Origin of the sequence: Streptomyces sp. TSRI0281, assembly GCF_001905125.1 — a bacterium.
In the GTDB taxonomy this organism is placed as follows: domain Bacteria; phylum Actinomycetota; class Actinomycetes; order Streptomycetales; family Streptomycetaceae; genus Streptomyces.
On the sequence record NZ_LWLE01000034.1, the window covers coordinates 120,033 to 144,727 of the forward strand.

General features: G+C 69.9%; 23 protein-coding genes and 2 pseudogenes. 13 read left to right on the forward strand and 12 right to left on the reverse strand.

Annotated elements, in window-relative coordinates:
• Positions 1 to 25: 25 nt before the first annotated feature.
• Positions 26 to 514, forward strand: coding sequence for an SUKH-4 family immunity protein (locus tag A6A29_RS32410; RefSeq protein WP_073725682.1), 489 nt, complete (start codon positions 26 to 28; stop codon positions 512 to 514).
• Positions 515 to 797: 283 nt separating this feature from the next.
• Here A6A29_RS32410 and A6A29_RS32415 read toward each other — a convergent pair whose 3' ends face one another.
• The 5 genes and pseudogenes from A6A29_RS32415 to A6A29_RS32435 form a co-directional block, all read right to left on the reverse strand.
• Positions 798 to 2,117, reverse strand: a complete 1,320-nt coding sequence (locus tag A6A29_RS32415) for a tyrosine-type recombinase/integrase (protein ID WP_073725684.1) — start codon at positions 2,115 to 2,117, stop codon at positions 798 to 800.
• On the reverse strand, positions 2,117 to 2,344 hold the full coding sequence (locus tag A6A29_RS32420) for a helix-turn-helix domain-containing protein (protein WP_073726498.1): 228 nt from the start codon (positions 2,342 to 2,344) through the stop codon (positions 2,117 to 2,119). Before A6A29_RS32420 ends, A6A29_RS32415 begins: the two co-directional genes overlap by 1 nt.
• A pseudogene (locus A6A29_RS32425) lies at positions 2,344 to 3,775 on the reverse strand (replication initiator). Before A6A29_RS32425 ends, A6A29_RS32420 begins: the two are co-directional and overlap by 1 nt.
• A gap of 151 nt (positions 3,776 to 3,926) precedes the next feature.
• On the reverse strand, positions 3,927 to 4,715 hold the full coding sequence (locus A6A29_RS32430) for a DUF2637 domain-containing protein (RefSeq protein WP_073725686.1): 789 nt from the start codon (positions 4,713 to 4,715) through the stop codon (positions 3,927 to 3,929).
• Positions 4,716 to 4,782: 67 nt separating this feature from the next.
• Positions 4,783 to 5,337: a hypothetical protein gene (locus A6A29_RS32435; RefSeq protein WP_338012909.1), complete on the reverse strand. Its 555-nt coding sequence runs from the start codon at positions 5,335 to 5,337 to the stop codon at positions 4,783 to 4,785.
• Here A6A29_RS32435 and A6A29_RS32440 point away from each other — a divergent pair.
• The 5 genes from A6A29_RS32440 (at position 5,320) to A6A29_RS32450 (ending at position 8,274) form a co-directional block, all read left to right on the forward strand.
• A complete protein-coding gene (locus tag A6A29_RS32440) occupies positions 5,320 to 5,973 on the forward strand; it encodes a hypothetical protein (protein WP_198953488.1) in 654 nt (217 codons plus the stop codon). The genes A6A29_RS32435 and A6A29_RS32440 overlap by 18 nt on opposite strands.
• Before the next feature lie 214 nt (positions 5,974 to 6,187).
• Positions 6,188 to 6,463, forward strand: coding sequence for a hypothetical protein (locus tag A6A29_RS32445; protein WP_338012910.1), 276 nt, complete (start codon positions 6,188 to 6,190; stop codon positions 6,461 to 6,463).
• A gap of 212 nt (positions 6,464 to 6,675) precedes the next feature.
• Positions 6,676 to 6,996 (forward strand): hypothetical protein, encoded by a 321-nt coding sequence (locus tag A6A29_RS48270; RefSeq protein ID WP_385728091.1) that lies wholly within the window; start codon positions 6,676 to 6,678, stop codon positions 6,994 to 6,996.
• Between the two features lie 77 nt (positions 6,997 to 7,073).
• Positions 7,074 to 7,529 carry a hypothetical protein gene (locus A6A29_RS45060; protein ID WP_143197123.1) on the forward strand — a complete coding sequence of 152 codons (456 nt, stop codon included), beginning with the start codon at positions 7,074 to 7,076 and terminating at the stop codon, positions 7,527 to 7,529.
• Between the two features lie 286 nt (positions 7,530 to 7,815).
• Positions 7,816 to 8,274 carry a polymorphic toxin-type HINT domain-containing protein gene (locus A6A29_RS32450; protein ID WP_073725688.1) on the forward strand — a complete coding sequence of 153 codons (459 nt, stop codon included), beginning with the start codon at positions 7,816 to 7,818 and terminating at the stop codon, positions 8,272 to 8,274.
• 562 nt (positions 8,275 to 8,836) lie between these two features.
• On the opposite strand, the pseudogene A6A29_RS47175 reads toward A6A29_RS32450, so the two are convergent.
• Positions 8,837 to 9,182: pseudogene (locus A6A29_RS47175) on the reverse strand (tyrosine-type recombinase/integrase); the annotation flags it as partial.
• Between the two features lie 145 nt (positions 9,183 to 9,327).
• On the opposite strand from A6A29_RS47175, the gene A6A29_RS45525 reads away from it, so the two are divergent.
• Positions 9,328 to 9,471: a hypothetical protein gene (locus A6A29_RS45525; protein WP_158074492.1), complete on the forward strand. Its 144-nt coding sequence runs from the start codon at positions 9,328 to 9,330 to the stop codon at positions 9,469 to 9,471.
• 66 nt (positions 9,472 to 9,537) lie between these two features.
• Here the strand turns inward: A6A29_RS45525 and A6A29_RS32460 are convergent, their stop codons facing one another.
• The 3 genes from A6A29_RS32460 to A6A29_RS32470 all read right to left on the reverse strand — a co-directional run bounded on the left by A6A29_RS32460 (position 9,538) and on the right by A6A29_RS32470 (position 12,209).
• Positions 9,538 to 9,879, reverse strand: a complete 342-nt coding sequence (locus A6A29_RS32460) for a hypothetical protein (RefSeq protein WP_073725690.1) — start codon at positions 9,877 to 9,879, stop codon at positions 9,538 to 9,540.
• Between the two features lie 256 nt (positions 9,880 to 10,135).
• Positions 10,136 to 11,332 (reverse strand): helix-turn-helix domain-containing protein, encoded by a 1,197-nt coding sequence (locus tag A6A29_RS32465; RefSeq protein WP_073725693.1) that lies wholly within the window; start codon positions 11,330 to 11,332, stop codon positions 10,136 to 10,138.
• A 238-nt stretch (positions 11,333 to 11,570) separates the two neighbouring features.
• Positions 11,571 to 12,209 (reverse strand): TetR family transcriptional regulator, encoded by a 639-nt coding sequence (locus tag A6A29_RS32470; RefSeq protein ID WP_073725695.1) that lies wholly within the window; start codon positions 12,207 to 12,209, stop codon positions 11,571 to 11,573.
• Positions 12,210 to 12,322: 113 nt separating this feature from the next.
• Here A6A29_RS32470 and A6A29_RS32475 point away from each other — a divergent pair, with 113 nt between their 5' ends.
• On the forward strand, positions 12,323 to 13,528 hold the full coding sequence (locus A6A29_RS32475) for a beta-ketoacyl-[acyl-carrier-protein] synthase family protein (RefSeq protein WP_241838745.1): 1,206 nt from the start codon (positions 12,323 to 12,325) through the stop codon (positions 13,526 to 13,528).
• Positions 13,529 to 13,872: 344 nt separating this feature from the next.
• Here the strand turns inward: A6A29_RS32475 and A6A29_RS32480 are convergent, their stop codons facing one another.
• A complete protein-coding gene (locus tag A6A29_RS32480) occupies positions 13,873 to 14,604 on the reverse strand; it encodes an HAD family hydrolase (protein ID WP_073725697.1) in 732 nt (243 codons plus the stop codon).
• A gap of 163 nt (positions 14,605 to 14,767) precedes the next feature.
• Between A6A29_RS32480 and A6A29_RS32485 the strand changes: the two genes are divergently transcribed.
• Positions 14,768 to 17,350 (forward strand): bifunctional FO biosynthesis protein CofGH, encoded by a 2,583-nt coding sequence (locus tag A6A29_RS32485; protein ID WP_198953449.1) that lies wholly within the window; start codon positions 14,768 to 14,770, stop codon positions 17,348 to 17,350.
• A gap of 120 nt (positions 17,351 to 17,470) precedes the next feature.
• On the opposite strand, the gene A6A29_RS32490 is transcribed toward A6A29_RS32485, so the two are convergent.
• The gene (locus A6A29_RS32490) at positions 17,471 to 17,776 is read right to left on the reverse strand and encodes a cupin domain-containing protein (protein ID WP_073725701.1); all 306 of its coding nucleotides are present in this window, start codon (positions 17,774 to 17,776) and stop codon (positions 17,471 to 17,473) included.
• Positions 17,777 to 17,960: 184 nt separating this feature from the next.
• A complete protein-coding gene (locus tag A6A29_RS32495; protein ID WP_073725703.1) occupies positions 17,961 to 19,319 on the reverse strand; it encodes a CynX/NimT family MFS transporter in 1,359 nt (452 codons plus the stop codon).
• A gap of 140 nt (positions 19,320 to 19,459) precedes the next feature.
• On the opposite strand from A6A29_RS32495, the gene A6A29_RS32500 reads away from it, so the two are divergent.
• From A6A29_RS32500 to A6A29_RS32510, 4 genes are all read left to right on the forward strand, one after another.
• A complete protein-coding gene (locus A6A29_RS32500; protein ID WP_107468372.1) occupies positions 19,460 to 19,984 on the forward strand; it encodes a MarR family winged helix-turn-helix transcriptional regulator in 525 nt (174 codons plus the stop codon).
• Between the two features lie 150 nt (positions 19,985 to 20,134).
• On the forward strand, positions 20,135 to 20,266 hold the full coding sequence (locus A6A29_RS47685; RefSeq protein WP_143197124.1) for an MFS transporter: 132 nt from the start codon (positions 20,135 to 20,137) through the stop codon (positions 20,264 to 20,266).
• Positions 20,267 to 20,663: 397 nt separating this feature from the next.
• A complete protein-coding gene (locus A6A29_RS32505; protein WP_073725707.1) occupies positions 20,664 to 23,060 on the forward strand; it encodes a tetratricopeptide repeat protein in 2,397 nt (798 codons plus the stop codon).
• Positions 23,061 to 23,384: 324 nt separating this feature from the next.
• Entirely contained in the window at positions 23,385 to 24,656 is a 1,272-nt protein-coding gene (locus tag A6A29_RS32510; protein WP_073725709.1) for a hypothetical protein, read from the forward strand.
• The last annotated feature ends 39 nt before the right edge of the window (positions 24,657 to 24,695 follow it).

Here is a 24,695-nt window from a genome sequence, read left to right on the forward strand (position 1 = left end):
GCTATGAGAATGGAGACGGGTGCCGATGGCTAACCACCAGTATTCAATCGAATATGTCGCATGCGTGAGGAACTCCGCTACGCGCGAGTACCTTTCTTCGGTCGGGCTACCTGTCGAGCATGTCCTTTTTTCGGCTTCGGAAGCCGCTGGTGGTGGGGGTGCCGAGAACGCTGAGGGCCGCGACCTTCTGAAATTGGGATCTGGAGGGGATGGCGATGACGCGTACTGCGTTGACTGCGAAACCGGAGAGGTGCTCTACCGCGGCAGCGATGATCCGTCTCTATTTTCTGTGAACTCATCACCGCAGAAGTTGTCTGAATGCTTGAGCGTATTTGAGGTTGAAACCGCTCGATCCGCAGGCGAAGACGATCCGGAAATGCTGGAAGAACTAGCCGATCTGCTGGGGAGGTCACTCGGGGAGATTGATCCGTTGGCCCTACGGGACGATCCAGGGTTTTGGCGTTCAATTCTCTTTGATGTGGCAATTGGTGACTATGTGGATGATGAATCTTAAACTCCTTACGGTCGCGTAACTCGCACCCTTAGGTGGCGGAGTTCACAGCTATCGCTGCCGCCTCCAAGGCGGTCTACGATTCGTTAACATCGGCGAACCCATGACCTGCTGGAACATGCATAAGGATTTCGTTCAGACCCATCATGGGGTCGGCGTTCGAATAGCGGGATAATGGTTGCGCGGGTCAATACCCGACGGGCGTGCACCTGGCACAGGCTTGGGCCCCTCCGTGAGAATTCGGAGGGGCCCAAGTGGCCTTTGGCGGCAGTAGTTGACGGCAACGTCAGCGGACAGGGTGTACGCATGACGGCAGGGCGCCACCGGCGTCAGGTTGGTTGGCAGTCTCGGAAGGATTGTGGAGAGTGCGGCCGAGGAGATCGATAGCGTCGCGTTGGAGGCGGAGCCGGACGTGGGCGTAGACCGTGGCGGTGACGCCGATGTGGGCGTGTCCGAGGAGCTCCTTGATCACGACGAGCTCGACGCCCTGCTCCAGGAGGAGGGTGGCGGTGGAGTGGCGTAGGTCGTGGAAGCGAATCCGGCGGAGCCCTGCCTGATCGAGGAGGGCGCGGAAGCTGCGATTGAGGTTCGCCGGATCGATCGGCCCTCCTGCCGTCGTGCTGAATACGAGGCCGTTGTCCCTCCAGTCCTCCGCTGCTGCCTCTCGTTCTCCTTCCTGTGTCTCACGGTGTTCCTTGAATGAGTGGATGCACTCGCTGGGGAGGGCGATGCGTCGTTCGGAGGCTCGGGTTTTGGTGGGTAGGGCGGTGAGCCCGCCGGTTTGGGTGCGCTGGAGGGTGCGGCGGATGCTGGCAGTGCCTGTCTGGAGGTCGAGGTCTTCCCACTGGAGGCCGAGGAGTTCGCCCTTGCGGAGTCCGGTGCGGAGTCCGGTGCGGAGGGCGAGTTCGTACAGCGCGAACAGGCGGTCATTGCGGACAGCAGCGAGAAGCTGGCGGGCTTCATCTGCCGTGAGCGGTTCGAACCGACGGGGGCGCGGCGTACCCGTACGGACGTTGCGGGCGACATTGCGCGTGATCTCCTCCTCGCGGACGGCGTGCTCCAAGGCGGATTTGAGTACGGAGTGGATGTACGCCAGCGTCAGCGGAGAGAGCCGCTTGGAGCAGCACGCTCCGGCGGCGCAACAACGGGACTGATCGCGGCGGGCGTCGACGCCACGTGCGCAGCACTGGCAGGTGATGCGGAGCTGGTTGAGCCAGGTGCGGACGTCCTTGGCAGTGAGCTTGGCGAGCTTCTTCCTCCCGAGGCCGGGAACGAGGTGCTGCTGGACACAGGCGGTGTATCGGGTGTGGGTGTTCTCGCGGAGCTGGTGGACCGCGACGGCTTCCAACCAGTACGTCAGGTAGGCGCTGACGCTGCCCTGCGCGGACGGAACGGGGACGCCGCGGTTGCTAGCGGCGATCTTCTCGGTGAGCTTGGCCAGGGCCTCCTTACGGGTGGTGCCGTAGACGCGGATGCGCTTGTGGGTGTTGCCCGGGGCGAGGACGTAGCCGGCGGCTTTCCAGCGTCCGTCCTTGCGCTGGTAGACGGTCCCGTCACCGTTGGCGCGGACGCGGCGGGAGGGAGTGGCGTCGCGGGGTGTGGTCATCAGGCGGCGGCTTCCTGGTCGAGGCGTGCGTGGATGAAGTCGGTGAGGGTGTGGACGGGGATGCGGCGGGCGCGGCCGAGGGTGATCGAGGCGAGCTGGTGGGTCCGGAGCAGGTCGTAGACGGTGGAGCGGCCGAGCTGGAGGCGGGCCATGACCTGGGGCCCGGTCAGCAGTTCCTGCGACGCACTGGACGCCGGGTGGGGCAGGGTGGGCTGGTACGAGGTCATCAGCAGCACCCTTCCGCTACGAACTGTCGTTCCAGTTCCCTGCGGTGCCAGACGGCGGCAGCGAGGAGTCCGGCGCCGGGGCTGTAACCCGAGCCGTGGTAGGCCCAGTGGCCGACGACGAGGGTTGTCGTCGGGTCAGGCTCGGGCAGGCCGGCTTGGGCGCGGGCCTGCTCAGTGCGCCAGGCGCGGCGGGCGTCGCGCAGTGCGCCGAGGGTGACGGAGTAGCAGCGGGACTTGGTGGAGAAGTGGCCGCGGAAGCCGAGCATGTGCGCCCATTTCCAGAGCTTGAGCTCAGCGAACTCCGGCAGCTTGCCCAGCTCCCAGCAGGTGCGGATCATCTGCCGCGCGTGACGGGCGACCGCGAGCCGGGGCAGGGGCCGGGCCTGTCCGGTGCCCTTGCAGGCGGTGCATGGGAGCGGGGTTCCGTGGGGCAGGAGGGTGGCGCCGCGTCCCTGGCAGGGGCGGCAGTACAAGGCACGGTCGAGGGTGCCGGAGGCGTCGGCGGACTTGGTGGCGTACTTGGCCACGTAGGCGGCGACGGCCTGGTCGGTCAGTTCGGCGTCGGTGCCGAAGGCGGCTATCTCGCGTACGTCGAGCTGTTCGCCCCAGGCGAGTTCGCGTTCCCCGATCGCGTCCGACTCGACGGTTACACGGACGCGGGTGGCAGCAGCCCGGATGGCATCGGCGAGCAGGGTGACCGTGGCGGACGGCGGTGGAGGCTGGGTGCTGCCGTCCGGTCCGTCGAGCCGGATGACGGCGTGGAAGTGGACCAGGCCGCGCTTCTGGTACTCGGCGACCTTGGCGAAGGAGACCCGCAGGACCGCGCGGGCCGCCTTCTGGGTGAGGCCGAGCCGGGCGGCGTTCTCGCGGCGCATGTAGATCGTGAAGCGGGCCGACAGAGCGGAGGCGTGGGCATTGAACAGGACCGCGCCGGCGTAGTCGTACGTCTTCGGGTTCAGGGGTGTGCCCAGCAGGGTGTCCGTGGGTTCGTGGAGCTTGCGGCAGCGGCAGGGTCGGGAGCCGCCGCCGGTGTTGGTGGGACGGTTGTGGACGGGGCCGAAGGAGGGGGCGGTGAGGGTGGCGAAGACGCGGGGGTGGGTGCGGACGGTCTTGCCGCCGGTCAGGCCGGCACGGATGAGGTGGTAGGTGTCCGCGGCGTAGATGCGTGAGCAGGCCGGGCACCGTGAGGAGCGCCGGTTTCCGCACGCGGTGAGCAGGCTGCCCGTGGGTTCGTCAGATGTGGTGTAGGAGCGCAGTACCTCACCGGTCGTGGTGTCGACGGTGGTGGTGTGGCCGGTCAGGCGCATGGGCTCGGTGCAGCCGCCGAGGCGTTCGATCTGCTGCCGCGCGGTCGAAGTCGGGCTCGTTGACGAGGTGGAGCCGGTCCCGCACGCCGGGGCTTGCCACGTGGCGCAGGTCCAGGGTGACCATGTCGGGGCGTGTCCCTTCTGTCGGGGTGGGTGGCCCCGAGCAGCAACCAGCCAGCGAGGGAACGTGTTGGTGCTGCTCGGGGCATGACGAACCGGGCCCATCGGTGGGGCGGGGGTTCAGGTGGGGTGATCCGGCCGGTGGCCGGGGAGGCTCAGAGCTGAGCGAGCGCGGCGGTGGCCACCGGCAGAGCGACGCCCATGCGTGTCGCCAGCTGAGCAGCGGTGATCGATGCTCCGTGCTCCGCGTCATGGGTGTCCGCGATGCGCCGGGCCGCGTCGAGCAGTGCGGCGGGCAGGGACGGACGGGAGCCGGTTACGGCCGTCTTGGAAGCAGAGGCCCGGGCGGGTGCAGGTGCCTCGATCACGGAGGGCACAACAGCCGGGGCCGGAACGGCCGTGGCGACGGGGAGCGCATCAAGGGCCGGGGTGACGGGAGCAGGGGCCGGAGCAGGAGCGGGTGCCGGGTCAGGCTCCGGCTCAGCGACGGGGGCAGGGGCGGGGATGGACGTGGTGGTGGCCTCCAGGTGCAGGGTGGGGTGGGTGGCAGCGTGGAACTGGGCCAGGAAGGCCGGGCCAACGCGGCCCCAGCCGAGGAGCAGGAGCGGGGCGACGGTGTCCAGGCAGGCACGCCCGTAGTGGCCGATCAGCAGCGGTTCGGCAGTGTTCAGCGCGAGGGTGAGTACGCCGCACAGGTGCAGCAGGCGGGTGCCGGCCTTCAACTCCTGCGCGGGGATGCCGCGCAGGGCCAGGAACCGTAGTGCGACCAGCAGCCCGACGACGGACAGGTCCACCATCGGGGCGATCAGCGGCGCGATCGGGCGGGGGACGCCGAGCCGCAGAGCGAGGGCCCATACGTTGCCGAAGGAGAAGACGAAGGCCAGGGCCGCGATGATGGCCATGACTGCGGTCACGGTGTGGCGGGTGAATCTTTCCTCCGCCATGTGCGGGCCTCCTCTCAGGCGCGGGGATCCGGGGCGCTCAGGGCTTGGACGGTGAGACAGGGCCGTCCTACTCGCCGTCGCCGGAGGCGGTCCGGCCGGTGGTGTCGAGGAGGGCGTCCAGGCACAGGGCAGGGTCGGCGGTCAGGTGGGAGGTGGCTTCCGCGACGCGGGCCGCGTCGGCGTCGGAGACGTACGGGGTGCGGATGCGGGTGTAGCCGGGCCGGCCCTGCATCGCCATGACGGCGACGCCGACGTAGGCGGGGTCCTGCAAGGTGACCGGGCTGGCGTCGGGCCAGTTGCGGATGTCGTCACCCAGCGCGGCCACCGCGGCTTCCACGGTCTTCTGCGCGAAGGACAGTCCGATGGGGCATACGTCGCGGATGAAGGTGGGGATGGCGTCGCCGGTGGTCTTCTGGCTGATCAGGATCACCAGGATGCCGACGCTGCGGCCCTTCTTGACAAGGTCCTCCACCAGCCGGGCGTTCTCCGCCGTCAGCGCGGCCAGCCGTTTGGTGGTGGCGTCGCTGCCCTTGTACTCGCGAAAGTACGTGTGCGCCTCATCGATGATCAGGACCGTGAGCGGCCACTCGGGAGAGGGGCCGACGTGCCACATGTTCTTCACGCCCAGCACGTCACGGACTGGCTGCTCCTGCGCCAGGGACGGCTGGACGAAGCCGAACAGCTCGCCTCCCAGACCGCCGACCTGATCGAACCGAGACTGTCCCGCGCGACGGCGGAGGAATGCGCGGCATGGGGGTGGCTGGCGCTGCGCGCCGCGGCTGCCGCAGGCCGCAACAACCGGCCCCAGGAAGCCCGCCACTACCACCGCGTCGCGAACACGGCGGCATCCGCCGTGGGACGGGAGTACACCGGCTCGTTCTTCCGGCACTGGACGACCTTCGGGCCGCTCACCGTAGGTATGAAGGGCGTGGAAGACGACATGGCCGTGGGAGACGCCCGCGCGGTCGTCCGCAAATCCGGCGAGCACGCCATGTCACCCAAGGCGTGGAAGAACTCCGGGCGGCCGAGCGGCGAAAACTGGAACCGCCACCGCCTGGACGTGGCCCGCGCCCACGCCCGGACCAACGACCTGTCCGCAGCGATGGACGAGCTGACCGGAGTCCGCCGGGCATCCCCGGAGTGGCTGAGGCATCAGCGGATGGCCGCCGAGACCATGCAGGAGATCCTGAAGAAGCGCAAGCGAACCCTCACCGCCGAGATGCGCGACATGGCCTCTTACCTGGCCGTCGCCGGATAAGTGCCACGCAACGCAATACTTCCGGCACCCTCTGTCGCCAACTGGTATGCCTCATGGATGGAGTGACGGACCGTCGCCCCCTACGGTCGGCGTATTCCATTCGGCTACCCAGGTGGGGGTGCACGGTGAGCACATCCAGGACCGACGCAGACCGCATGCGCCGCAGAGATCTCCACGACGCGGCAGCAGGCGTGATCGGTCCTCGCTTACTGCCATGGACCACTCAGGACGGAACCCCTGCTACCTCAGCACCGACGGCAGGGGCTACCTCTCCTCACTCGCCGACAGCATCGAAGAAGTACAACTTGATATGGGTGAGGAACTCCTGGGGTACGCCCGCCAGGTCGTGGCGCCCGGAGCCAAGGAGCTGTCGGCCGTCGAGTACCGGTGGCTCGCCTGCCGGCTGACCGAAGCCCTCACCGACGCACTCCGAGTCGCCGAATCACGCGGCGACCGCATCCCCGCCCCGCCCGAGAACCCCAACTCCTGACGGCAGTAGCGACGGCAACAACCACGGATTCAGGCGCACAACGACGGACTCCGGCGGACCACCAAACCCCTCCCCACCTGCAAAGAAGCAGTTAGGGGAGGGCCTGCCAGCACACGTACTATGTAGTGGCTGGCGCGACCCCAGTCCTCGTCCACAACTGCGGAAATATCGACAAGGACTACGATGTTGCGGGCGGGCACGCAAAGGATCACGTGGGTCTGTCAGACCAGGAACTGAAAGATAGGGCGCCTACTCTCAGGGGTGGTAAAGCCTCCAGTCTGACTCCGGGAACTGCCCAGGCAAGCATCGACTCCGTGCTTTCTGGAGTAAATCTCAACGCCTGGGCCGCCAAGAACTCCCATGGGGCCGAAAGGCTCCTCACCGGCCGATTCAATAGCTCCATTGGCCGTGTCGCCGACAGCTCTGGAAATGTCTCAGATGCACACAATCTGCAGCTTCTCATCAGGCGCGTGAACAAGGGGACTGACGGCCACAAGGGGACATGGGTCGTGCATACGGTCATGGCCTGGTAGTCACGCTACTCAACGTTAAGGCGCCGGCTCGCGCAAGCGGGCCAGCGCCTCGATATCTGGAGGAGCTACTTCAAGTAATGCAGAACCAGCAATATGTAGTCGACACCCTGGCGAGTCTGGGGAAAGTTCACGAAGAGCTTACCGACTTCTCTGGCAGACTTCTTCGTGAATACAATTTCGGCAGTAATGTTGAATTGGTTCATCAAGTCCTTATTGAGCCGATCGAGGAATCGGTAAGGTTCACATCATTGCATCGTCTCACCGTTTCAGTTGGCCTTGATTTTGCAGACTCCAAGGAGATCGATATTGCCGCGAGTTTCGTCATTGGGGAATCCGCGTGCACGGCAGTGGTTGCAATTCGGGCCAATCTCGGCGAGGCAGTCAGAGACCTGATTGAACGGGAACTCCTCCTACATGAAGAAAGTGTTGACGGCGTTGAGCTGAGGGCGGTCATCAGATTTCTTGAGACGGCCGTGAAGAATCTAGACAACTTGGCCGATCCGCTCAAGTTGCTGGCGCAACGCCACACCTAGCGTGTCCAAGCCGCGAAACGTCCGCAGGGGCAGGTCAGCCCGCCTGGCGGCAGTGGCTGACCGCAGCGTTGACGGACGGTCTGCCACCTGACATCGGATCGCTTTCGACGTCGGCCTCACCAGCGGTCTTCAGGTGCTGGTAGGCGGCGGCCCGAGGAGCGGGTGGGCGAAGCTGTTCAAAGCTTCTTCTTTACTGGATCAAGGCGACCCGCTGGCGCGGACCGCGCGCACTCCGGCCCCTCGGGGCCGCCGCCCGCTCCTGTCTCCGCCCCGCACGACGGTGTGCTTGTATGCGAAGAAAAACCCAGGGTCCTGCGCGGTCCCGAACCACAGCTTCCTGCCGGGCACCAAGGTCCTGCTGGCCGATGGCTCGAAGAAACCGATCGAAAAGGTCGAGCTCGGTGACCTGGTCGTCGTCACGGATCCGGAGACCGGCGAGACGACGACCCGCGAAGTCGTCGCCACCATCGTCACCGAGGACGACAAGCACTTCGTCGACCTGACGATCGCGCCGGACAAGGGCGCGGAGGCCGCCCTCATCTCCACCACGACCCACCCGTTCTGGGTCGAGTTGGAGAAGGCATGGATCGAAGCCGGTGACCTGAAGCCGGGCATGGAACTCCGGACGGCCGAAGGCGACACGGCGAGCGTCGAAGGCATCCGACGCCTCTCACCGGAGAGGATGCGTGAATCGCGGGCCGGCCAGTTCCATGCAGGGAAGGGGAACTCGCGGCTCCCCTCCTGAGACCAGAGCCAATCTACTTGCACTCCTTGCGCGACTTTCGTTGCAGGAGCGCCCAGAATTGCCTCTAGGACTGTGGCGTGAATCAAAAACTCTGAGAGCCGCTCGCCGGTGCGCTTCCAGGGGTTCGGCTCGTCAGATGGTTCTCGCTCGTACACGGAGTGATCTTCGTCGTTCGGGTCGAATGCCCAAACCCAAGTTCCTTGATTCTCGACCCAGAACGGAATCTTTCCTTCTTCTGCTGCGAGTTCAGGCAGAGGGATGGCATAGTTGTGCGACGTGATCGCCCCGTCCCACTGGGCGTAGATTTCATGCCACTCAACAAGTTCCCTGGGTCTTTCGGGTGATTCACTCAGTCTCGCATTGGGTGATGTCGGAGTGCCGTACCACCTCCGCAGAAATCACAGCAGGCCGTGATTGTCCGAAGGGGCGAGATGGCTCATGTGAGCCATCATGCGCTATACGTCAAAGGTCGAGGTGGGTTGGTCTGCAAAGTGCCACAGTAGAACGGGAGCCCCATAGGTGGGGCTCCCGTGGGTCTTGATGGCAGTAGTTGATGGCAACGTCAGCGGACGATGGCGGTGCAAGGTGGCGATTCGTCGTCGGGCTCGCCGGTGATCTCGGCGGGGTTGCGGAGGACGTTACCAAGAAGGTCGATGGCGTCGAGTTGGAGGCGGAGCCGGACGTGGGCGTAGACGCCGACGGGAGCCGATGTGGGCGAGGCCGAGGAGCCCCTTGATCACGACGGGGCCGACGCCCTGTTCCGGGAGCAGGGTCGTGGTCAAGTGCCGGAGATCGTGGAAGCGGATCGTCCGGAGTTCCGCGCTGTGGAGGAGGCGGCGTTAGCAGCGGGTGAGGTTGGTGGGGTCGAGCGGCCTGCCGGTCGGGGTGGTGAAGACGAGGCCGCTGTTGCAGCAGATCCGGGACGAGAGACTGCAGCCGCGGCCAGCTGCTGCCGTCGCAGGGCCAGCTCATGCAGACCTATGGTGCGTCGGGCACTGACCATGTAGAAGGCCGTACGCCTTCACATCGGGCGCGGCGGGCGATCCGATCGATGTGTCGACGTGGGAGTTCGCCTCGGTGGCGGTGATCGCCAACCTGACGCACAGGCTCGAACTTGCTCTGGAACAGATCGAGGAGCTGTACGAGCGCGTCGAGCGCCTGAAGCGCGGTGATCGCCCGGAATGCGACGGCGGCTGAAGAAGCCGCAGCGCACAAGACGTCCCCGAAAGCTGTGGCCTCCGGGGACTTCCTGTGCTGCCTCTTCTACGGCATCTCGTCGGCCTCGTCGTCACAGCCGTCGATGCCGTCGGGGTCGTCGTAGGCCGGTGTGGGCAGCCGGGCGCCTCGGCTCACCGAGATCCGGTGCACGTTGCCAAGAGCCTCGGTCAACTCGACGGCCAACAGGTGGAGTTCTCCGGGTGTCCAGGCGTGTCCGGCGAGGACCTGATGCGCTTCCTCGATGAGTTCACCGGCCAAGCCGAGCTGAGCCGCCTCCATGTTGTCGGCAAGGCGTGACAGAGGCCCGGCCCCGTCTCCCGCGAGGTAGCACGGCTTTCCCTCCGGCCCCGCCCACGGCAACAGGCGCACCGTATCCGTCAGGTTCACGCCGTCACCCCTGCCCTGTCTGCGAAGAAGGATGAGTGGTTGGCACTCCGGAGGCGGCCCGGAGCGGGCCTGGGAATCCGCAACAGCGGCTCGAAGGTTTGGGCGATACAGTGCGGCATGTTGACGCTCCAATCGGCGTTGGCCACGCCCCCGGACCGTTCGCCCGGTCGCGGGGGTACTGACAAGACGTCAGCCTGCCGACCAGCAACGCAGGGCAGTTGCACCGAACAGTGCAACTGCGCGGCCTCGCGATGCGCTATACCCCGACCCACTCCGCGTACTGCGCCAGTGAGCTGTTCCGGGCCCGTTCGCGCCGCTTGAGCGCCAGCACGGTCTCTCGTGCGGTCGGGTGGTAGCGCGTCTGCTGCGGCGCGGTCCGCCGGGCCCGTTGCAGGCAGTCCAGGGCCTGGTCCGAGTGGCCTGTCCAGGCGTGGGCGCGGCCGAGGTCCATCCAGTGGTGTCCGGCTCTCGAACGGGTCCAGCCGCGCGGAATCCGTACATCCTCGGCGAGTTCGATGGCGAGGCCGAACTCGTCCATCTCCGAGGCGATGGCCACCGCATGGACTCCGACGTTCACTGGCCCCCAGGTCACCCCGAAGTCGGGCAGTTCACCGGTCCTGCGGGCGATTGTGCGAGCCTCGGCCAGCCGGGCGTCCGCATGCTCCCGGTCCTTCATCCGACCCGCGATCACCGCAACCCGCAAGTGCATCACACCGCGCATGGCGTCGATGCCCGCCGGGCGGCGTGCGTCCTGGCCGTCGAGATCCCGTAGTGCCCGGTCGATCACCCGTACACCGATGTCGTACCGGCCGGATGACATCGTCGTCTGTGCGCGGAGGTAGGCGTGCATGGCAGCCAGGCCCGGCTCATCGGCACGTGGTGCCGTCCAGGCCAACCGGTCCAGTGCGACGGTGGCGAGGTCGATGTAGCCGAAGCTCCACGCCACGGTGAACACGCACCGGAAGGCGCCCGCCAGACACTCGTACGCCTGCCGTTGCTCTTCCCCGGTGGTTGTGTGAACGGTCTGTACCGACTCGTCGATCAAGGCGGGAAGGTCGCGCACCATGTCTGTGTACTGGGCCTGGCGGCGCTGCACGAGGGCCTGCTGGACGTCGGCGCGGATGAGCGCGACTGGACGAGGCGGCGTCTCCCAGTCCAGGGCGACATCCCAGTTCTCCAGACCCTCACGGATCGGCTGTATCAACGCATCCATGCGGTCACGGCGCAGCTCTTCCGCGTACGGCTGCCCCAGCAGATCGGAGGTGGAGACACCCAGCGCGCGGGCGCAGGCAGCTACGAGAGCCGGGGAAGCAGGCTTCTGACCGCACTCAGCTTTCGACAGCAGCGACTTGGAGGTATTGGCGCGCATGGCCAGGCCCTGCTGTGTCAGGCCGCGCTGCTTACGGATGCGGGCGATCCGAGCGCCGGTGTGCTCCTCGGTGCTCTGCGGCACGATGAACTCCGTTCTGCGGCAACACTTCAGACGGTACCCCTGATCGGCGGCCCCCGATCAGACGAATGGTGATCGCCGCGGTGTCCCGGAACCCCCACCCGCTGGCGGGGTTCGCATCGGTCGTTCAGGTGGTGGCAGTGACGCCAGCTGCCGCTCTGCCAACAGGCCACGGCGGTGTACTCGTATGCGCTGATGGACGCCGGGGCGGAACCGGCCCGCTTGTTGTGTGGGTACCCGGTCAACGAATCAGGTCATCAGCCCCATCCGAGTGCTCACCTGCTAGCCGTGATGTTTCACCGGAGACCGGCGCGCCGGTCGTCATCCGACGGGCCAGTTCCACTACATGTCCGCGAGTGGTCGGGGTGTCCGCGGCCGGGCCCAGGATCAGGCGGGTGAGCTGGGGGAAGGCCGCGGGGAGTACCGCGATGCCCAGGAGCGCCAGGAAGGTGTGCGCGGCCCGGGGGTCGGTGGGGGTGTCCGGGGTCGCGGAGAGTTCGGTGATCATGTCCCGGTAGCGGGCGGTGCGTTGCTCCTCGGCGGGGAGGGTGCCCGTGCCGTAGTGCAGGGCCTCCCACATCATCAGGCGGAGCATGTGCGGGTTCTGCTGGTGGAGGTCGTAGATCCGGCCCGCGTACTCGGCCGGGTCGCCGGTGGGCGGGCCCAGGAGTGCGGCGTGTTCGGCGAGGGCCTCGGCGACGACCGCCGCGAAGAGCTTTTCCTTGCTGCCGAAGTAGCCGTAGATGCGTTCCTTGTTGGCGCCCGCCTGCTCGGCGATCCGGTCGACGCGGGCGCCTCCCATCCCGTGGGCGGCGAATTCTTCCCTGGCCGCGGCCAGGAGGCGGGCGCGGGTTCCTACTGATGCGGCGTGCTGCGACATGGCACAACCCTACATAGCCAACCATCCGGTTGGTTGGCTAGCGTGCTGATCAAGGATCACGCTGTCGAACGGGTGGAGGGTGCGCTGTGCTGAGGGGCGATGCGGGGGTATGGGTGACCGGGCTCGGAGCGACCACGCCGCTGGGCGGTGATCTCGCCACGACGTGGGCGGCGATGCTGGCCGGGGAGAGCGGGGTCGCGGTGCTGCGCGAGGAGTGGGCCGCCGGGCTGCCCGTCCGGCTGGCGGCGCCGATGCGGGTGGACCCGGCCACCGCGATGAAGCGGACCGAGGCCCGACGGCTGGACCGGTGTGAGCAGGCGGCCCTGGTGAGCGCGCGTCAGGCGTGGGCCGACGCGGCGCTGTCCGGCGTCGACCCGGAGCGGGTGGCCGTCGTCATCGGTACGGGGGTGGGCGGCGTGCTGTCGTTGCTCGGGCAGGACGACATCCTGGAGGAGTCAGGGCCGCGCAAGGTGTCCCCGCACACCGTGCCGATGCTGATGGCAAATGGCCCGGCCGCCTGGGTGAGCATCGATCTGGGGGCCCGGGGCGGCGCGCACACCCCGGTGAGCGCCTGCGCCTCGGGGGCGGAGGCCCTCGCGTACGGGCTCGATCTGATCCGGCTCGGCCGCGCCGATGTCGTCGTCGCCGGAGGGGCCGAGGCATGTCTGCACGCGCTGCCGCTGGCGGGCTTCGCGCAGATGCGGGCGCTGTCGACGACGAACGACGACCCGGACCGCGCCTCCCGCCCCTTCGACGCCGACCGCGACGGCTTCGTCCTGGGCGAGGGCGCCGCCGTCCTGGTGCTGGAGCGCGCCGAGTTCGCCCGCGCCCGCGGCGCCCGCCCCCACGGCGTCCTCGCCGGGGCGGCGGTGACGTCCAGCGCCGGGCACATCACCGCATCCGACACCGCCGGACAGGTACGGGCCATGCGCGGGGCATGGGAGTCGGGCGGCCTCGCGCCCACGGACATCGGCCTCGTCCACGCGCACGCCACCTCCACACCGCAGGGGGACCTCGCGGAGGCGGACGCCCTGGCCGAGGTCCTGGGCGCGCACACCCCGGTGGTCACCGCGACCAAGTCGATGACCGGCCATCTCCTGGGCGCGTCCGGCGCGTTGGGGGCCGCCGTCACGGTGCTCGCGCTGCGCGACGGGGTCGTGCCCGCCATCAGGAACCTCGACACGCCCGACCCGGCGATCGGTCACGGCCTCGACCTCGTCATGGCACAGCCCCGCCGGGGCACGTGGACCGCCGGGCTGGCCAACTCCTTCGGCTTCGGCGGCCACAACGTCTCGCTGGCCTTCACGACGGCACCTTGACGGCGCGGATCCGGGGCGGGCGCCGTCACCGCCCGTCGGGCGTTTGTGGACGGAACCGTTGCGGTGATGGCCGGGGTGCCCTTCCCAGCCTGTCCGGCGCTTGAGGACGAAACGTTGTGGTGGTGGTCGGGAAGCAGCCGTGTCCGAGGCCGCTTCCCAGCCTGTCCGGCGCTTGAGGACGGAACCCTTGCGGTGGTGGTCCGGAAGCCGCCGTGTCCGAGGCCGGGGTGCCCTTCCCAGCCCGTCCGGCGATTGAGGACGGAACCCTCGTCCGGATCCGCCCCGGACCCAACTGGCCCCTGGGGCCCCGCATCCCGGACAGCCGGAGCCCGGCCGGCGGCCCGCTACCGTACGGCCCGAAGCGCCCGCCGCCGCACCGGCGCGTCACTCCCCTCCGCCGCACCCCCCGCACCCGCCCCCGCACCGGCCGCCACTCCCGCCTCGCCCAGCAGCCCCGGCAGCTCCGTCAGTGCGTTGATCCGGAAGTCCGCGGTCTCCACGACATCGGGGTGGTCCGCCCACCAGTGCCCGTACGGCCCGCGCCGCAGATGCGCGGCCCGCAGCCCCGAGGACTTGGCCGGAAACAGGTCGTCGGCCGGATGATCACCGACGTACAGCGTCGACTGCGGCTCCGCCCCCGACACCTCCAGCACGCGCGTGAAGAACTCCGGGTCCGGCTTCGACACCCCCCACTCGTCGGACGTGACGACGAGATCCGCGGGCAGGTCCAGCGCCCGCAGCAGCTCCCCGGCCCGTACCGTCCGGTTGCCCGCGACCACGACGCGGATCCCCAGCGCGCGCAGTTCGGCCAGGGCGGGCCGTACGTCCGGGTAGAGATCCGACTCGTCCAGGTGCTCGCCGCGTCCCGACGCCGCCCGCGCGAGGTAGGCCTCGGTGACGTCCATGTCGGGGCGCAGGATGCGCAGCGCGTCGGCGCCGTCCCGGCCCTGGACCACGGCGGCGCCCACCAGCGCGCTGAGTGTGTGCGGCGGGACGCCGAGCCAGTTGGCCCAGGACGCCCAGTAGCGGTCGTCGCGTACGAGGGTCTCGCCGATGTCGAACACGATCGTTTCCATCACCGTCCCGACCCTACGGGCGCGTCGGCCGCGCGAAGGGTCTCATTCGGTGAGTCGGCCCGGACGAGTGAGAGTGGGCTCCGTACCGAGGACCGGGTTCCCGCCCGCCGGCCCGAAGGAGGCCGTGGTCCGGTTCGTGTGCCTCGCTCGTATGCTCGGGTCCATGACCGATCCTCAGAGCGGACGCCCCACCACCAACGCCATGCGGCGCGCGCTCAAACGGGCCCGTGACGGTGTCGCCCTCGATGTGACCGAGGCCGCCGTACTCCTCCAGGCGCGCGGCGACGATCTGACGGACCTCTCCGCGTCCGCCGCCCGGGTGCGGGACGCGGGCCTTCAGGCGGCCGGTCGGCCGGGCGTCATCACGTACTCGCGCAAGGTCTTCATCCCGCTGACCCGGCTCTGCCGTGACAAGTGCCACTACTGCACCTTCGTCACCGTGCCGGGCAAGCTCCGCCGCGAGGGCCACGGGATGTTTCTGTCTCCCGACGAGGTCCTGGCCATCGCCCGCGAGGGCGCGGCCATGGGATGCAAGGAAGCGCTGTTCACCCTGGGCGACCGGCCCGAGGACCGCTGGCCCGAGGCGCGCGAGTGGCTGGAGGCCGAGGGGTACGACGACACCCTCGCGTACGTACGGGCCATGGCGATCCGGGTCCTGGAGGAGACCGGGCTGCTGCCCCACCTCAACCCGGGCGTCATGACCTGGACCGACCTCCAGCGGCTCAAGCCCGTCGCCCCGTCCATGGGGATGATGCTGGAGACGACGGCGACCCGCCTGTGGTCCGAGCCGGGCGGCCCGCACCACGGCTCCCCGGACAAGGAACCGGCCGTACGGCTGCGCGTCCTGGAGGACGCGGGCCGCTCCAACGTCCCGTTCACCACCGGCATCCTCATCGGGATCGGTGAGACGTACGAGGAGCGCGCGGACTCCCTCTTCGAGCTGCGCAAGACGGCCCGCGCCTACCACGGCATCCAGGAGATCATCGTCCAGAACTTCCGCGCCAAGCCGGACACGGCGATGCGCGGCATGCCGGACGCCGAGCTGGAGGAACTGGCGGCGGCCATCGCCGTGGGCCGCCACATCCTCGGCCCCTCGGCCCGCATCCAGGCCCCGCCGAATCTGGTGGACGCCGAGTACGCGCTGCTCATCGGCGCCGGGATCGACGACTGGGGCGGTGTCTCGCCCCTCACGCCCGACCATGTGAACCCCGAACGCCCCTGGCCGCTCATCGACGAACTGGCGGCCAGGACAGCCGAGTCGGGCTTCACGCTCCGCGAACGTCTGACTATCTACCCGGAGTTCGTCCAGCGCGACGAACCGTGGCTGGACCCCCGCCTCGTCCCGCACGTCCGCGCCCTGGCGGACCCGGAGACGGGCCTCGCCCGCGAGGGCGCGATCCCCACCGGCCTGCCCTGGCAGGAACCGGACGAGGGCTTCAACGCCACCGGCCGTACCGACCTGCACCGCACCATCGACACCGAGGGCCGTACCGGCGACCGCCGCGACGACTTCGACGAGGTGTACGGGGACTGGGAGGCGCTCCGCGAGGCGGCCGCCCCCGGGATGGTGCCGTCCCGCATCGACGCCGATGTACGCCAGGCGCTCGGGCAGGCCGCCGACGACCCCACGAAGCTCACCGACGACCAGGCCCTCGCCCTGCTCCACGCGGACGGCCCGGCGCTCGACGAGCTGTGCCGGATCGCGGACGCGCTGCGCCGGGACGTGGTCGGCGACGACGTCACGTACATCGTCACGCGGAACATCAACTTCACCAACGTCTGCTACACCGGCTGCCGTTTCTGCGCCTTCGCCCAGCGGCGCACCGACGCCGACGCGTACACCCTCTCCCTGGACCAGGTCGCCGACCGGGCGGCCCAGGCGTGGGACGTCGGCGCGGTCGAGGTCTGCATGCAGGGCGGCATCCACCCGGACCTGCCCGGCACGGCGTACTTCGACATCGCACGGGCGGTGCGCGAACGCGTCCCCGGTATACATGTGCATGCCTTCTCGCCCATGGAGGTCGTCAACGGCGCGACCCGCACCGGGATGTCCATCCGCGACTGGCTGATCGCCGCGAAGGAGGCCGGGCTCGGCTCGATCCCCGGCACGGCGGCGGAGATCCTGGACGACGAGGTCCGCTGGATCCTCACCAAGGGCAAGCTCCCCACCGCCACCTGGCTGGAGGTCATCAGGACGGCCCACGAGGTGGGCCTGCGGTCGTCCTCCACCATGATGTACGGCCATGTCGACCAGCCCCGCCACTGGCTCGGCCACCTCCGGACGCTGGCCAACCTCCAGCAGGAGACGGGCGGTTTCACGGAGTTCGTGACCCTGCCCTTCATTCACACCAACGCCCCGGTCTACCTGGCGGGCATCGCCCGCCCCGGCCCCACCGACCGCGACAACAGGGCCGTCACCGCGATGGCCCGCCTGCTGCTCCACCCGCACATCACCAACATCCAGACGAGCTGGGTGAAGCTCGGCGCGGAGGGTGCGGCGGAGATGCTCCGCTCGGGTGCGAACGACCTGGGCGGCACGTTGATGGAGGAGACCATCTCCCGTATGGCGGGGTCGAGTTACGGCTCGTACCGTTCCGTCCAGGACCTGGTCGCCATCGCCGACCTGACCGGTCGCCCGGCGCGCCCGCGCACGACGCTGTACGGCGAGGTCCCGGCGGAGCGCGTCACGGCCGCCGCCGCGTCGGACGGCCATCTGCCGGAGCTGCTGCCGGTGCTGCCGAGCTGAGGACGGAGCTCCCGTACGGCTCCGCCCGGTGGCCGGCCGCACGGCTGCGGCCGGCCACCGGGCGATGACCCTCTGTCCCAGGGGCCGGCCTCCGGGCACGGCCGGGGCGGAGAGGAACGGTCACTCCTCCGGCAGTTCCACGATCACCAGCGTGCCGCGGCTTCCGGGGCGGACCGCGTGGGGGGTTCCCGCCGCCACCAGGTACAGCTCGCCCGCCCGCGCCGGCACCGGCCGGCCGTCCACCTCCAGCTCCAGCAGGCCGTCGAGGACCAGCAGTGCCTCGGCGGCTCCGTGGCGCTCCTCCTCGACCGGCAGTTCGTCCATGCGCAGGACCTTCACGCAGGCCGCCCCCACCAGCCCGAGCCGGTGCGAACTCCACGCCGCCGGCAGACCGGCTGCCGTCTCCGCAAGGTCGACCACACTCATGGCACACCTCTCCCTCGGGCCCGGTCGGTCATAGCCGAACGGGCCCGTACAACAAGGCCAATGGATGCTTGAACGCTAGCTGACCAGGGAAAACAAGTGGTCGACCGTTGGGTAAAGCCTGCCGTGACTGCCGTGACTGCCGTGGCTGCCGTGGCCTTCGGGCCGAAGCCGCCCCCGGCCCGGATCAGCCGATCCGGCGGTCGCGACCCGCGAGCAGACCGGCCGCGAGCTGGGGAAGCATGAGCAGGCTCATGAAGAGCAGGGGCGTGCGCCAGCTGCCGGTGTGCTGGTAGAGGGCGCCGACCAGCACGGGGCCGGGGATCGACAGCAGATAGCCGGTGCTCTGCGCGAAGGCCGACAGCCGGATCACCGCCGCACCGTCCCGGCCCCGCATGCCGATCATCGTCAGAGCCAGCGGGAACGAGGAGTTGGCGACGCCGAGCAGGACGGCCCACAGCCACGGCGCGGTGGCCGGTGCGGCCCAGAGCCCGGTGTATCCGGCCAGTCCGAACACCCCGATGGTCACCGCGATCCCGCTCTGGCCGCGCAGTCCTCCGGCGGCGGCGGACAGGGCGAAGGACAGGGGGATGCCGAGTACGGAGGTGAGGGCGAACAGCAGACCGGCGGTTCCGGCGGAGAGACCGGCGTCGCGGTAGATCTGCGGCAGCCAGCCGATGACGACGTACGCCGCGGTGGCTTGCAGCCCGAAGTAGACGGCGAGTGCCCAGGCGGTCGGGTTACGGGTGAGCGGCGCGCGGGGCTCGGGGCCGGACGCGGGGTTGGGCGCGGGGTCCGGTGAGGCGCCCCGTGCGGGGTTGGGCGAGGCTTCCCGCGCAGGGTCCGGCGAGGCTTCCCGCGCAGGGTTGGTCGCGGGGTCCGGCGCGAAGTCAGGTGCGGTGGCGCGGGCGTGCGGCGGTCGGGCGGGTGATCGGGCGAGGGCGAGCCATGGCGGTACGGCGAGAGCGGCGGGAGCGGCCCAGACCGCGAGGCCGATGCGCCAGTCGCCGCCGAAGACCTGGGCCACGGGGACGGTGAGAGCGGCGGCGGCGGACGCGCCCAGGTTGAGGGCCATGGCGTAGAGGCCGGTCATCATGCCGACCCGTTCCGGGAAGCGTTCCTTGACCACGGCGGGCAGCAGCACATTGGCCACCGCGATCCCGGCGAGCGCGAGGGCGGTGGCCCCGATGAACGAGACGGCGCCCGTCGTGAAGGGGCGCAGCGCCAGACCGATAGCGGCCGCTGCCAGGCCCGCGGTGATGACCGGGCCGGGCCCGTACCGGCGGGCCGGACGGGGCGCGAGAAAGCCGACCAGTGCGAAGCAGGCCGCGGGTACGGAGGTGAGGACTCCGGCGACACCGGCACTCACCCCGAGGCCCGCCCGGACCTCTTCGAGCACCGGGCCGAGGCTGGTGACCGCGGGCCGGAGGTTGACCGCGGCCAGCAGCAGGGCGACGACCGCGGCACACTGCCCGACGGTGGCGGCGCGTGCCGGGCCCCGCCGCTTCCGCACGCGGTGCGGGTCCACCACTTCGTCGTTCGCCATGCCGACGCCTTCCTTCGGGGACGGGACGGGTCCGCGCCCGTCGGAGTGGGGCCGGGCCGTAGTCGGAGCGCCCGAGACCCCAGGGAGAACTACCTTCCATGGAAGTAACTATACCTTCCATGGAAGGTATAGTTACTTCCATGGAAGAGCAGCAGGCAGCCGATCAGGTGGCCCGTGTCCAGGCCGAGTGGCGGCGGGAGCGGCCGGATCTCGATGTGAGCCCGCAGGCCGTCATCGGCCGGCTCCATCGTGTCGCCCGCGCCCTCACCCAGGAACTCTGCGTCGTCTATGCCCGCTACGGCCTGAGCGAGGGCGAGTTCGACGTCCTGGCGGCGCTGCGCCGCGCGGGCGCGCCCTTCGAGCGGGCCCCTGGTCTGCTGGCCGCCCACACGATGGTGACGACCGGCGCCATGACGAAACGGATCGACCGGCTGCAACGGGCGGGGCTGGTCACCCGCCGGACCAGCGATGCCGACGGACGCGGTCGCGTCGTCGCGCTCACCGACGCCGGACGCGAGCTCATCGACCAGGCTTTCACCGAGCACATCCACAACGAGCACCGCCTCCTGGCGGAACTCACCCCACAGGAGGCCGCGGGCCTCGAAACGCTCCTGACCGCTTGGCTGGCCCGCATCGAACCGGCCCGCCGGTCACCCGGCCTCTAGCGAAGCCCCCGGCGCGCCCGGCTGTCGGCCCGCCCGGCCCTTGGCGCCTCCGGCCCCGGCGCGCCCAGTCCCCGCGCGTCCCAGCACACCCCGGCCGTCCCCGCACTCTGGGCGATCGGGCTCGGCGGCGGGCTCGGCGGCGGCCAGGCCGTGGCCGGGGTGCTCTACGTCGAGCGGGGCAAGGACCACGAGCACGTGGCGAAGATGTCCACGGTGGCGCAGACCGGTGGCTACCTGCTCGCCGCAGCCGGACCGGTCACCGCGTCCGTACTCACACCGTGACGGGGGTGTGGACCGTGCCCCTCCTCGTCTTCGTGGGAGTGCTCGCGCTGAGCCTGGTGGCGAGTCTGCGTGCCGGTCACGACAGGCGGTGACCGGCACGGACCCGCTACGAGCGGGACGAACGACCCCAACGGCCGACGACTCCCACCGCCAACGATTGCTACGGCCGACGACTGCTACGGCCGACGACTTCAGCGGCCAATGACTGCAACGGCCAGCGGCTCCAACCTGCCAGCGGCTCCAACGGCCAACGACTCCAACGGCGAATGGCTGCCCGGCCAACAGCTCCCCGGCCAACAGCTCCCCGGCCAACAGCTCCCCGGCGAACGGCTCCCCGGCGAACGGTTCACCGGCCAACGGCTCCCCGGTCGGCGGGTGGCGCTGTCAGACTGGGGGCATGACCGCCGCCGGCCCGCGCCGCCTGTCCCTTCAGCAGATCGTCGAGGAACAACGCCGTGCCGCCTTCGTCGGGCGCGCCGGTGAACTCGACCTGTTCCGGGGCAACTTCGCCGTACCCCCGGAGAATCCGCGCCACCGGTTCGTGTTCCATGTGCGCGGCAACGCGGGGGTCGGCAAGACATCTCTCGTACGGGAATGGCGCCGGGCCGCCAGAGGGTGTGGGGCGCTCACCGCGTCGGTCGACGAGAGCGCCGAGTCCGTGCCCGAGGTGCTGGCCCTGATCGCCGAGCAGTTCGCCGCGCAGGGGCACCCGCTCAAGGCGCTGGACCGGCTGCTGACCACGTATCAGCGGCGGCTCCACGAGGCCGCCGCCCAGGACGCGGCGGGCGGGGAGCCGGTGGACGGTGATCCCTCGGCCGGGGCGCTGGCCGCCGCGCAGGCCGGGCTGATCGCGGCCGGGACGCTGCCGGTGGTGGGGGCGCTGGTCGGCGGGATCGACCCGGCGGTGGTGGCGCGTGGCGCGGGCGGTCTGCGCGCCGTGTTCGGCGGCCGGTCGCGGCAGCAGGACGACGCCCGGCTGCTGGCGGAACCGGTGCGGGTCCTCACGCCCGTGTTCGTCGCCGAGCTGGAACGGGTCGCGGACACCGTGCCGTGGATCGTGCTCTTCCTCGACACGTACGAGCGCACCGCCCCGCTGCTCGACGGGTGGCTGACCGACCTGCTCACGCCCGGCCGGTACGGCGAACTCCCCGCGAACCTCGTCCTCACCCTGGCCGGGCAGCGCCGCCTCGATTCCGTCCGCTGGGCCGACCACGCGCGGCTGATCGCGGATGTCCCACTGGCCCCGTTCACCGAGCGGGAGACGCGCCAACTCCTCACCGGACGAGGGGTCGTGGAGGAGACCGTCGTACGGGAGGTGCTCCGGCTCTCCGGCGGGCTGCCGGTCCTCGTCTCGACGCTGGCCGCGAACCCGGGGGCGGTCGGCGACGCCAGTGCGAGCGCCGTCGAGCGCTTCCTGGCGGGGGAGAGCGACCCGGACCGCCGTGCCGCCGCGCTCGCGTGCGCCCTGCCCCGGCGCTTCGACGAGGACCTGGTGGCCGTGGTGGTGCCGGAGGGGGCGCCGGGGGCGTACGCATGGCTGCACGAGCTGCCGTTCGTCGCCGAGCGGCACACCGGGCGGGCCCGCTACCACGATGTCGTCCGCGCCCCGATGCTCCGGCTCCAGCGCACCACCTCCCCGCAGAAGTGGACCGAGGCCCACGACCGCCTGGCCGGGGCCTTCGCCGCCCGCCGGGACGCGGCGGCCGAGGGGATCGACCCGGACCGGATCTGGTCCGAGGAGCCCTGGCGCGACGCGGCACTCGACGCGCTGTACCACCGGCTCTGCGCCCGCCCCCGCACCGCGCTCCCCGACGCCCTGCGCGCCGGGACCGCCGCCTGCCACCAGGACCCGCTCGCCGCCCGCCACTGGGCCCGCACCCTCGCGGAGGCGGGCGAGGACGCCGACAGCGCCGTACTGCGCGACTGGGGCCGGGACCTGCTGACCGCCCTCACCGACCACGGGCCCCGCGCCACCGCCGCCCTCGGGCTGCTGCTGACCCGGGCCGAACTGGACGACACCGACCGGGCGTCCGCCCTCGTGGCGCGGGCCTGGGACCGCTTCCGGGCCCGGGAGTTCGACGCGGCCCTCACCGACTACGGGCGAGCCCTCGTCCTGGACCCGCGCAGCGCCCGCGCCCACCAGGGACGGGCGGTCGCGCTGCGGGCGCTCGGGCAGCACGAGGCGGCGCTGGCCGACCTGGACCGGGCCGAGGAGATCGCGCCGGACTGGGCGTGGGCCGTGCGGGAGCGGGGCGAGACCTACCGGCGCATGGGGCGCCTCGACGAAGCCCTGCCCGTACTGGACCGGGCGCACGCCCTGGACCCCGGCGACGCGCTCACCCTCGGCAGCCGGGGGCACGTCCGCCAACGGCTCGGCCGGCCCGAGGACGCGCTCGACGACTTCGACCGGGCGCTCGCCCTGTGGCCGGAGTACATCTGGGGACTGGTCCGGCGGGCCCGCGTCCGGACGTTCCTCGGCGACACCGTCGGCGCCCTCGCCGACCTGGACCGCGCCGGGGAGCTGGCGCCCCGGGCAGCCGGGACGGAAGGGGAACGGGGCGAGGTCTACCGGGCGCTCGGCCGGTACGCGGAGGCCGTGGAGAGCTACGGGCGCGCCCTGGAACTGGACCCGGAATACGCCTGGGCCCATGGCAGCAGGGCCCTCGCCCACGAGGCACTGGGTGAGCCCGGCCGGGCGCTGGCGGACCTGGACCGCGCGCTGGAGATCAACCCGGAATACACCTGGGCGCGCAACCAGCGTGAACGGTTGGCGGCGGCGGTGCGTGGGAGCTGAGGGGGTGCGGCGGGGTGGCTGTTCGTGCTGAACGCTGGTTCCGGAAAGTGAGACCGTTGCTCGGGCGGCTGTTCACCGGGGCCGATGAGAGCCCTTCGCCTGCCTGAACGTCGTTCTTGGGAACGTGTGTTGCTGATGTTCCTCTCGTCTGTTCCAGGTGTGCCCACGCCGTCGGGTCGGGCCGGAAACGCGCTTGCCCGGGATGGCGCCGATCCGGGTAATCTTGCCCGGCGTCGTTTGGCAAACGCTCTGTACGGGGGTATCGGTGGGGGAACACTGCGGGCACATCGCTTATGGATGCCACGCCACCGGGGCGGAGTTCGGATGACCACGGAGATCGGATCCACGGTCGGCGTACGGCAGTCGGTCACGCTGATCAGTCCGGTGCGTCTTCCCGTCGACCCGGTGTCGTGGGACGAGGGGCCGATCCCCTTCGAGGCAGGTGGTCATCGCACGGATGTGGCGGCCCGGCAGACGTACTTCACCCATGCCGCGGGCCGTGCGCTGTACGGAACATCCGCACGCCCTTGCCGGTGGCATCTCTTCGCCGATGTCACCCACGGGGACATGCATCTGCATGGCATGGAGATCCTGCGTACCCCGACCGCTCTCCACCCGCAACACGCCCTTGCTGTCCTGCATGTCACCGTCCGGACGGCTGTGCTACTGGACGTGCTGCGGGCACTTGCCCACCGCACCGGGGCGGGACCCGGTCCGCTCAGTGGCCCCCTCTCCCCCCAGGTACTCCTCCAGGGCATCGCCTCGCCGATGGGCACCGGCGCACCCTTTACCCAGGCGCACCCCTACACCGTCGCGTTCCTCACCCCAGGGGAAGCCGACACCCCGGCACTGCGATCCGGCGGCCCGCTGCCACCGACGGCCGACCGGTGGCTCTGGGCGCTCGCCTCCCGCTCCAACGAGGCGGACTTTCCCACCTCCCCGGAGGCATTACCGGCCCAGACCGAGCGTGCCGTCCGGATCTCGGCGGACTGGAGTGCGCTGGTCCTGCGGCACGGCACCGCGTTCCTCGGCCATCGTCCCGACCGGGGCGACGGCGACTTCTACGACTTCGCGGCCCTTCACGTCCGCTCCGTCTACCTGGATGCCCTGCTCCTCGGTATCGCGCAGCGAGACCACATCGACGAGCTGACGGACGGGCTTTCGGCAGTGTTCGACGGTGCCGGGCTCGCCCGTCGTCTCACCGCTCTGGAGAGGGACATCGCGGGATTCCGCAGCACCTACTGGCGCCAGCACCTCACCGCACACGGCCCCGCCAACGAACTGCTTCTCGCATACCACGAGCAGTACCGGCTACCCGCACGGTTCGAGGAGATACTGGCGGAGGCCGCCGACTACTCCCGGCTCGTCCAGACACAGGACGGACAGCAGATCGCGGGAGCGCTCGGTGTGCTCACGATTCTCGGTCTGCCGCTCGGCACCGCACTGAGCGTGCTCCAAGTGCTCGGTGAAGACGACCCCGTGCACCTTCTGATGGCCCTCGGTGCCGCCCTCGTGGCGACGGCGGCGGCCTTCGCCACCCGGTACGGGCGCTTGGTCCTCGCCTCGCTTCGTGGGGGCCCCGCCGCCGACGAGTGACACAAGCACATCTGACGGAAGCTGCGTTGTTAGCAGCCG

Excerpts from the sequence above, each read along its gene's own strand:
- A6A29_RS32410 (WP_073725682.1), top strand. The coding sequence starts at position 26 with ATGGCTAACCACCAGTATTCAATCGAATATGTCGCATGCGTGAGGAAC.
- A6A29_RS32415 (WP_073725684.1), bottom strand. The coding sequence starts at position 2,117 with ATGACCACACCCCGCGACGCCACTCCCTCCCGCCGCGTCCGCGCCAAC.
- A6A29_RS32420 (WP_073726498.1), bottom strand. The coding sequence starts at position 2,344 with ATGACCTCGTACCAGCCCACCCTGCCCCACCCGGCGTCCAGTGCGTCG.
- A6A29_RS32430 (WP_073725686.1), bottom strand. The coding sequence starts at position 4,715 with ATGGCGGAGGAAAGATTCACCCGCCACACCGTGACCGCAGTCATGGCC.
- A6A29_RS32445 (WP_338012910.1), top strand. The coding sequence starts at position 6,188 with ATGGACCACTCAGGACGGAACCCCTGCTACCTCAGCACCGACGGCAGG.
- A6A29_RS45060 (WP_143197123.1), top strand. The coding sequence starts at position 7,074 with ATGCAGAACCAGCAATATGTAGTCGACACCCTGGCGAGTCTGGGGAAA.
- A6A29_RS32470 (WP_073725695.1), bottom strand. The coding sequence starts at position 12,209 with ATGTCGCAGCACGCCGCATCAGTAGGAACCCGCGCCCGCCTCCTGGCC.
- A6A29_RS32480 (WP_073725697.1), bottom strand. The coding sequence starts at position 14,604 with ATGGAAACGATCGTGTTCGACATCGGCGAGACCCTCGTACGCGACGAC.
- A6A29_RS32485 (WP_198953449.1), top strand. The coding sequence starts at position 14,768 with ATGACCGATCCTCAGAGCGGACGCCCCACCACCAACGCCATGCGGCGC.
- A6A29_RS32490 (WP_073725701.1), bottom strand. The coding sequence starts at position 17,776 with ATGAGTGTGGTCGACCTTGCGGAGACGGCAGCCGGTCTGCCGGCGGCG.
- A6A29_RS32495 (WP_073725703.1), bottom strand. The coding sequence starts at position 19,319 with ATGGCGAACGACGAAGTGGTGGACCCGCACCGCGTGCGGAAGCGGCGG.
- A6A29_RS32500 (WP_107468372.1), top strand. The coding sequence starts at position 19,460 with ATGGAAGAGCAGCAGGCAGCCGATCAGGTGGCCCGTGTCCAGGCCGAG.
- A6A29_RS32505 (WP_073725707.1), top strand. The coding sequence starts at position 20,664 with ATGACCGCCGCCGGCCCGCGCCGCCTGTCCCTTCAGCAGATCGTCGAG.
- A6A29_RS32510 (WP_073725709.1), top strand. The coding sequence starts at position 23,385 with ATGACCACGGAGATCGGATCCACGGTCGGCGTACGGCAGTCGGTCACG.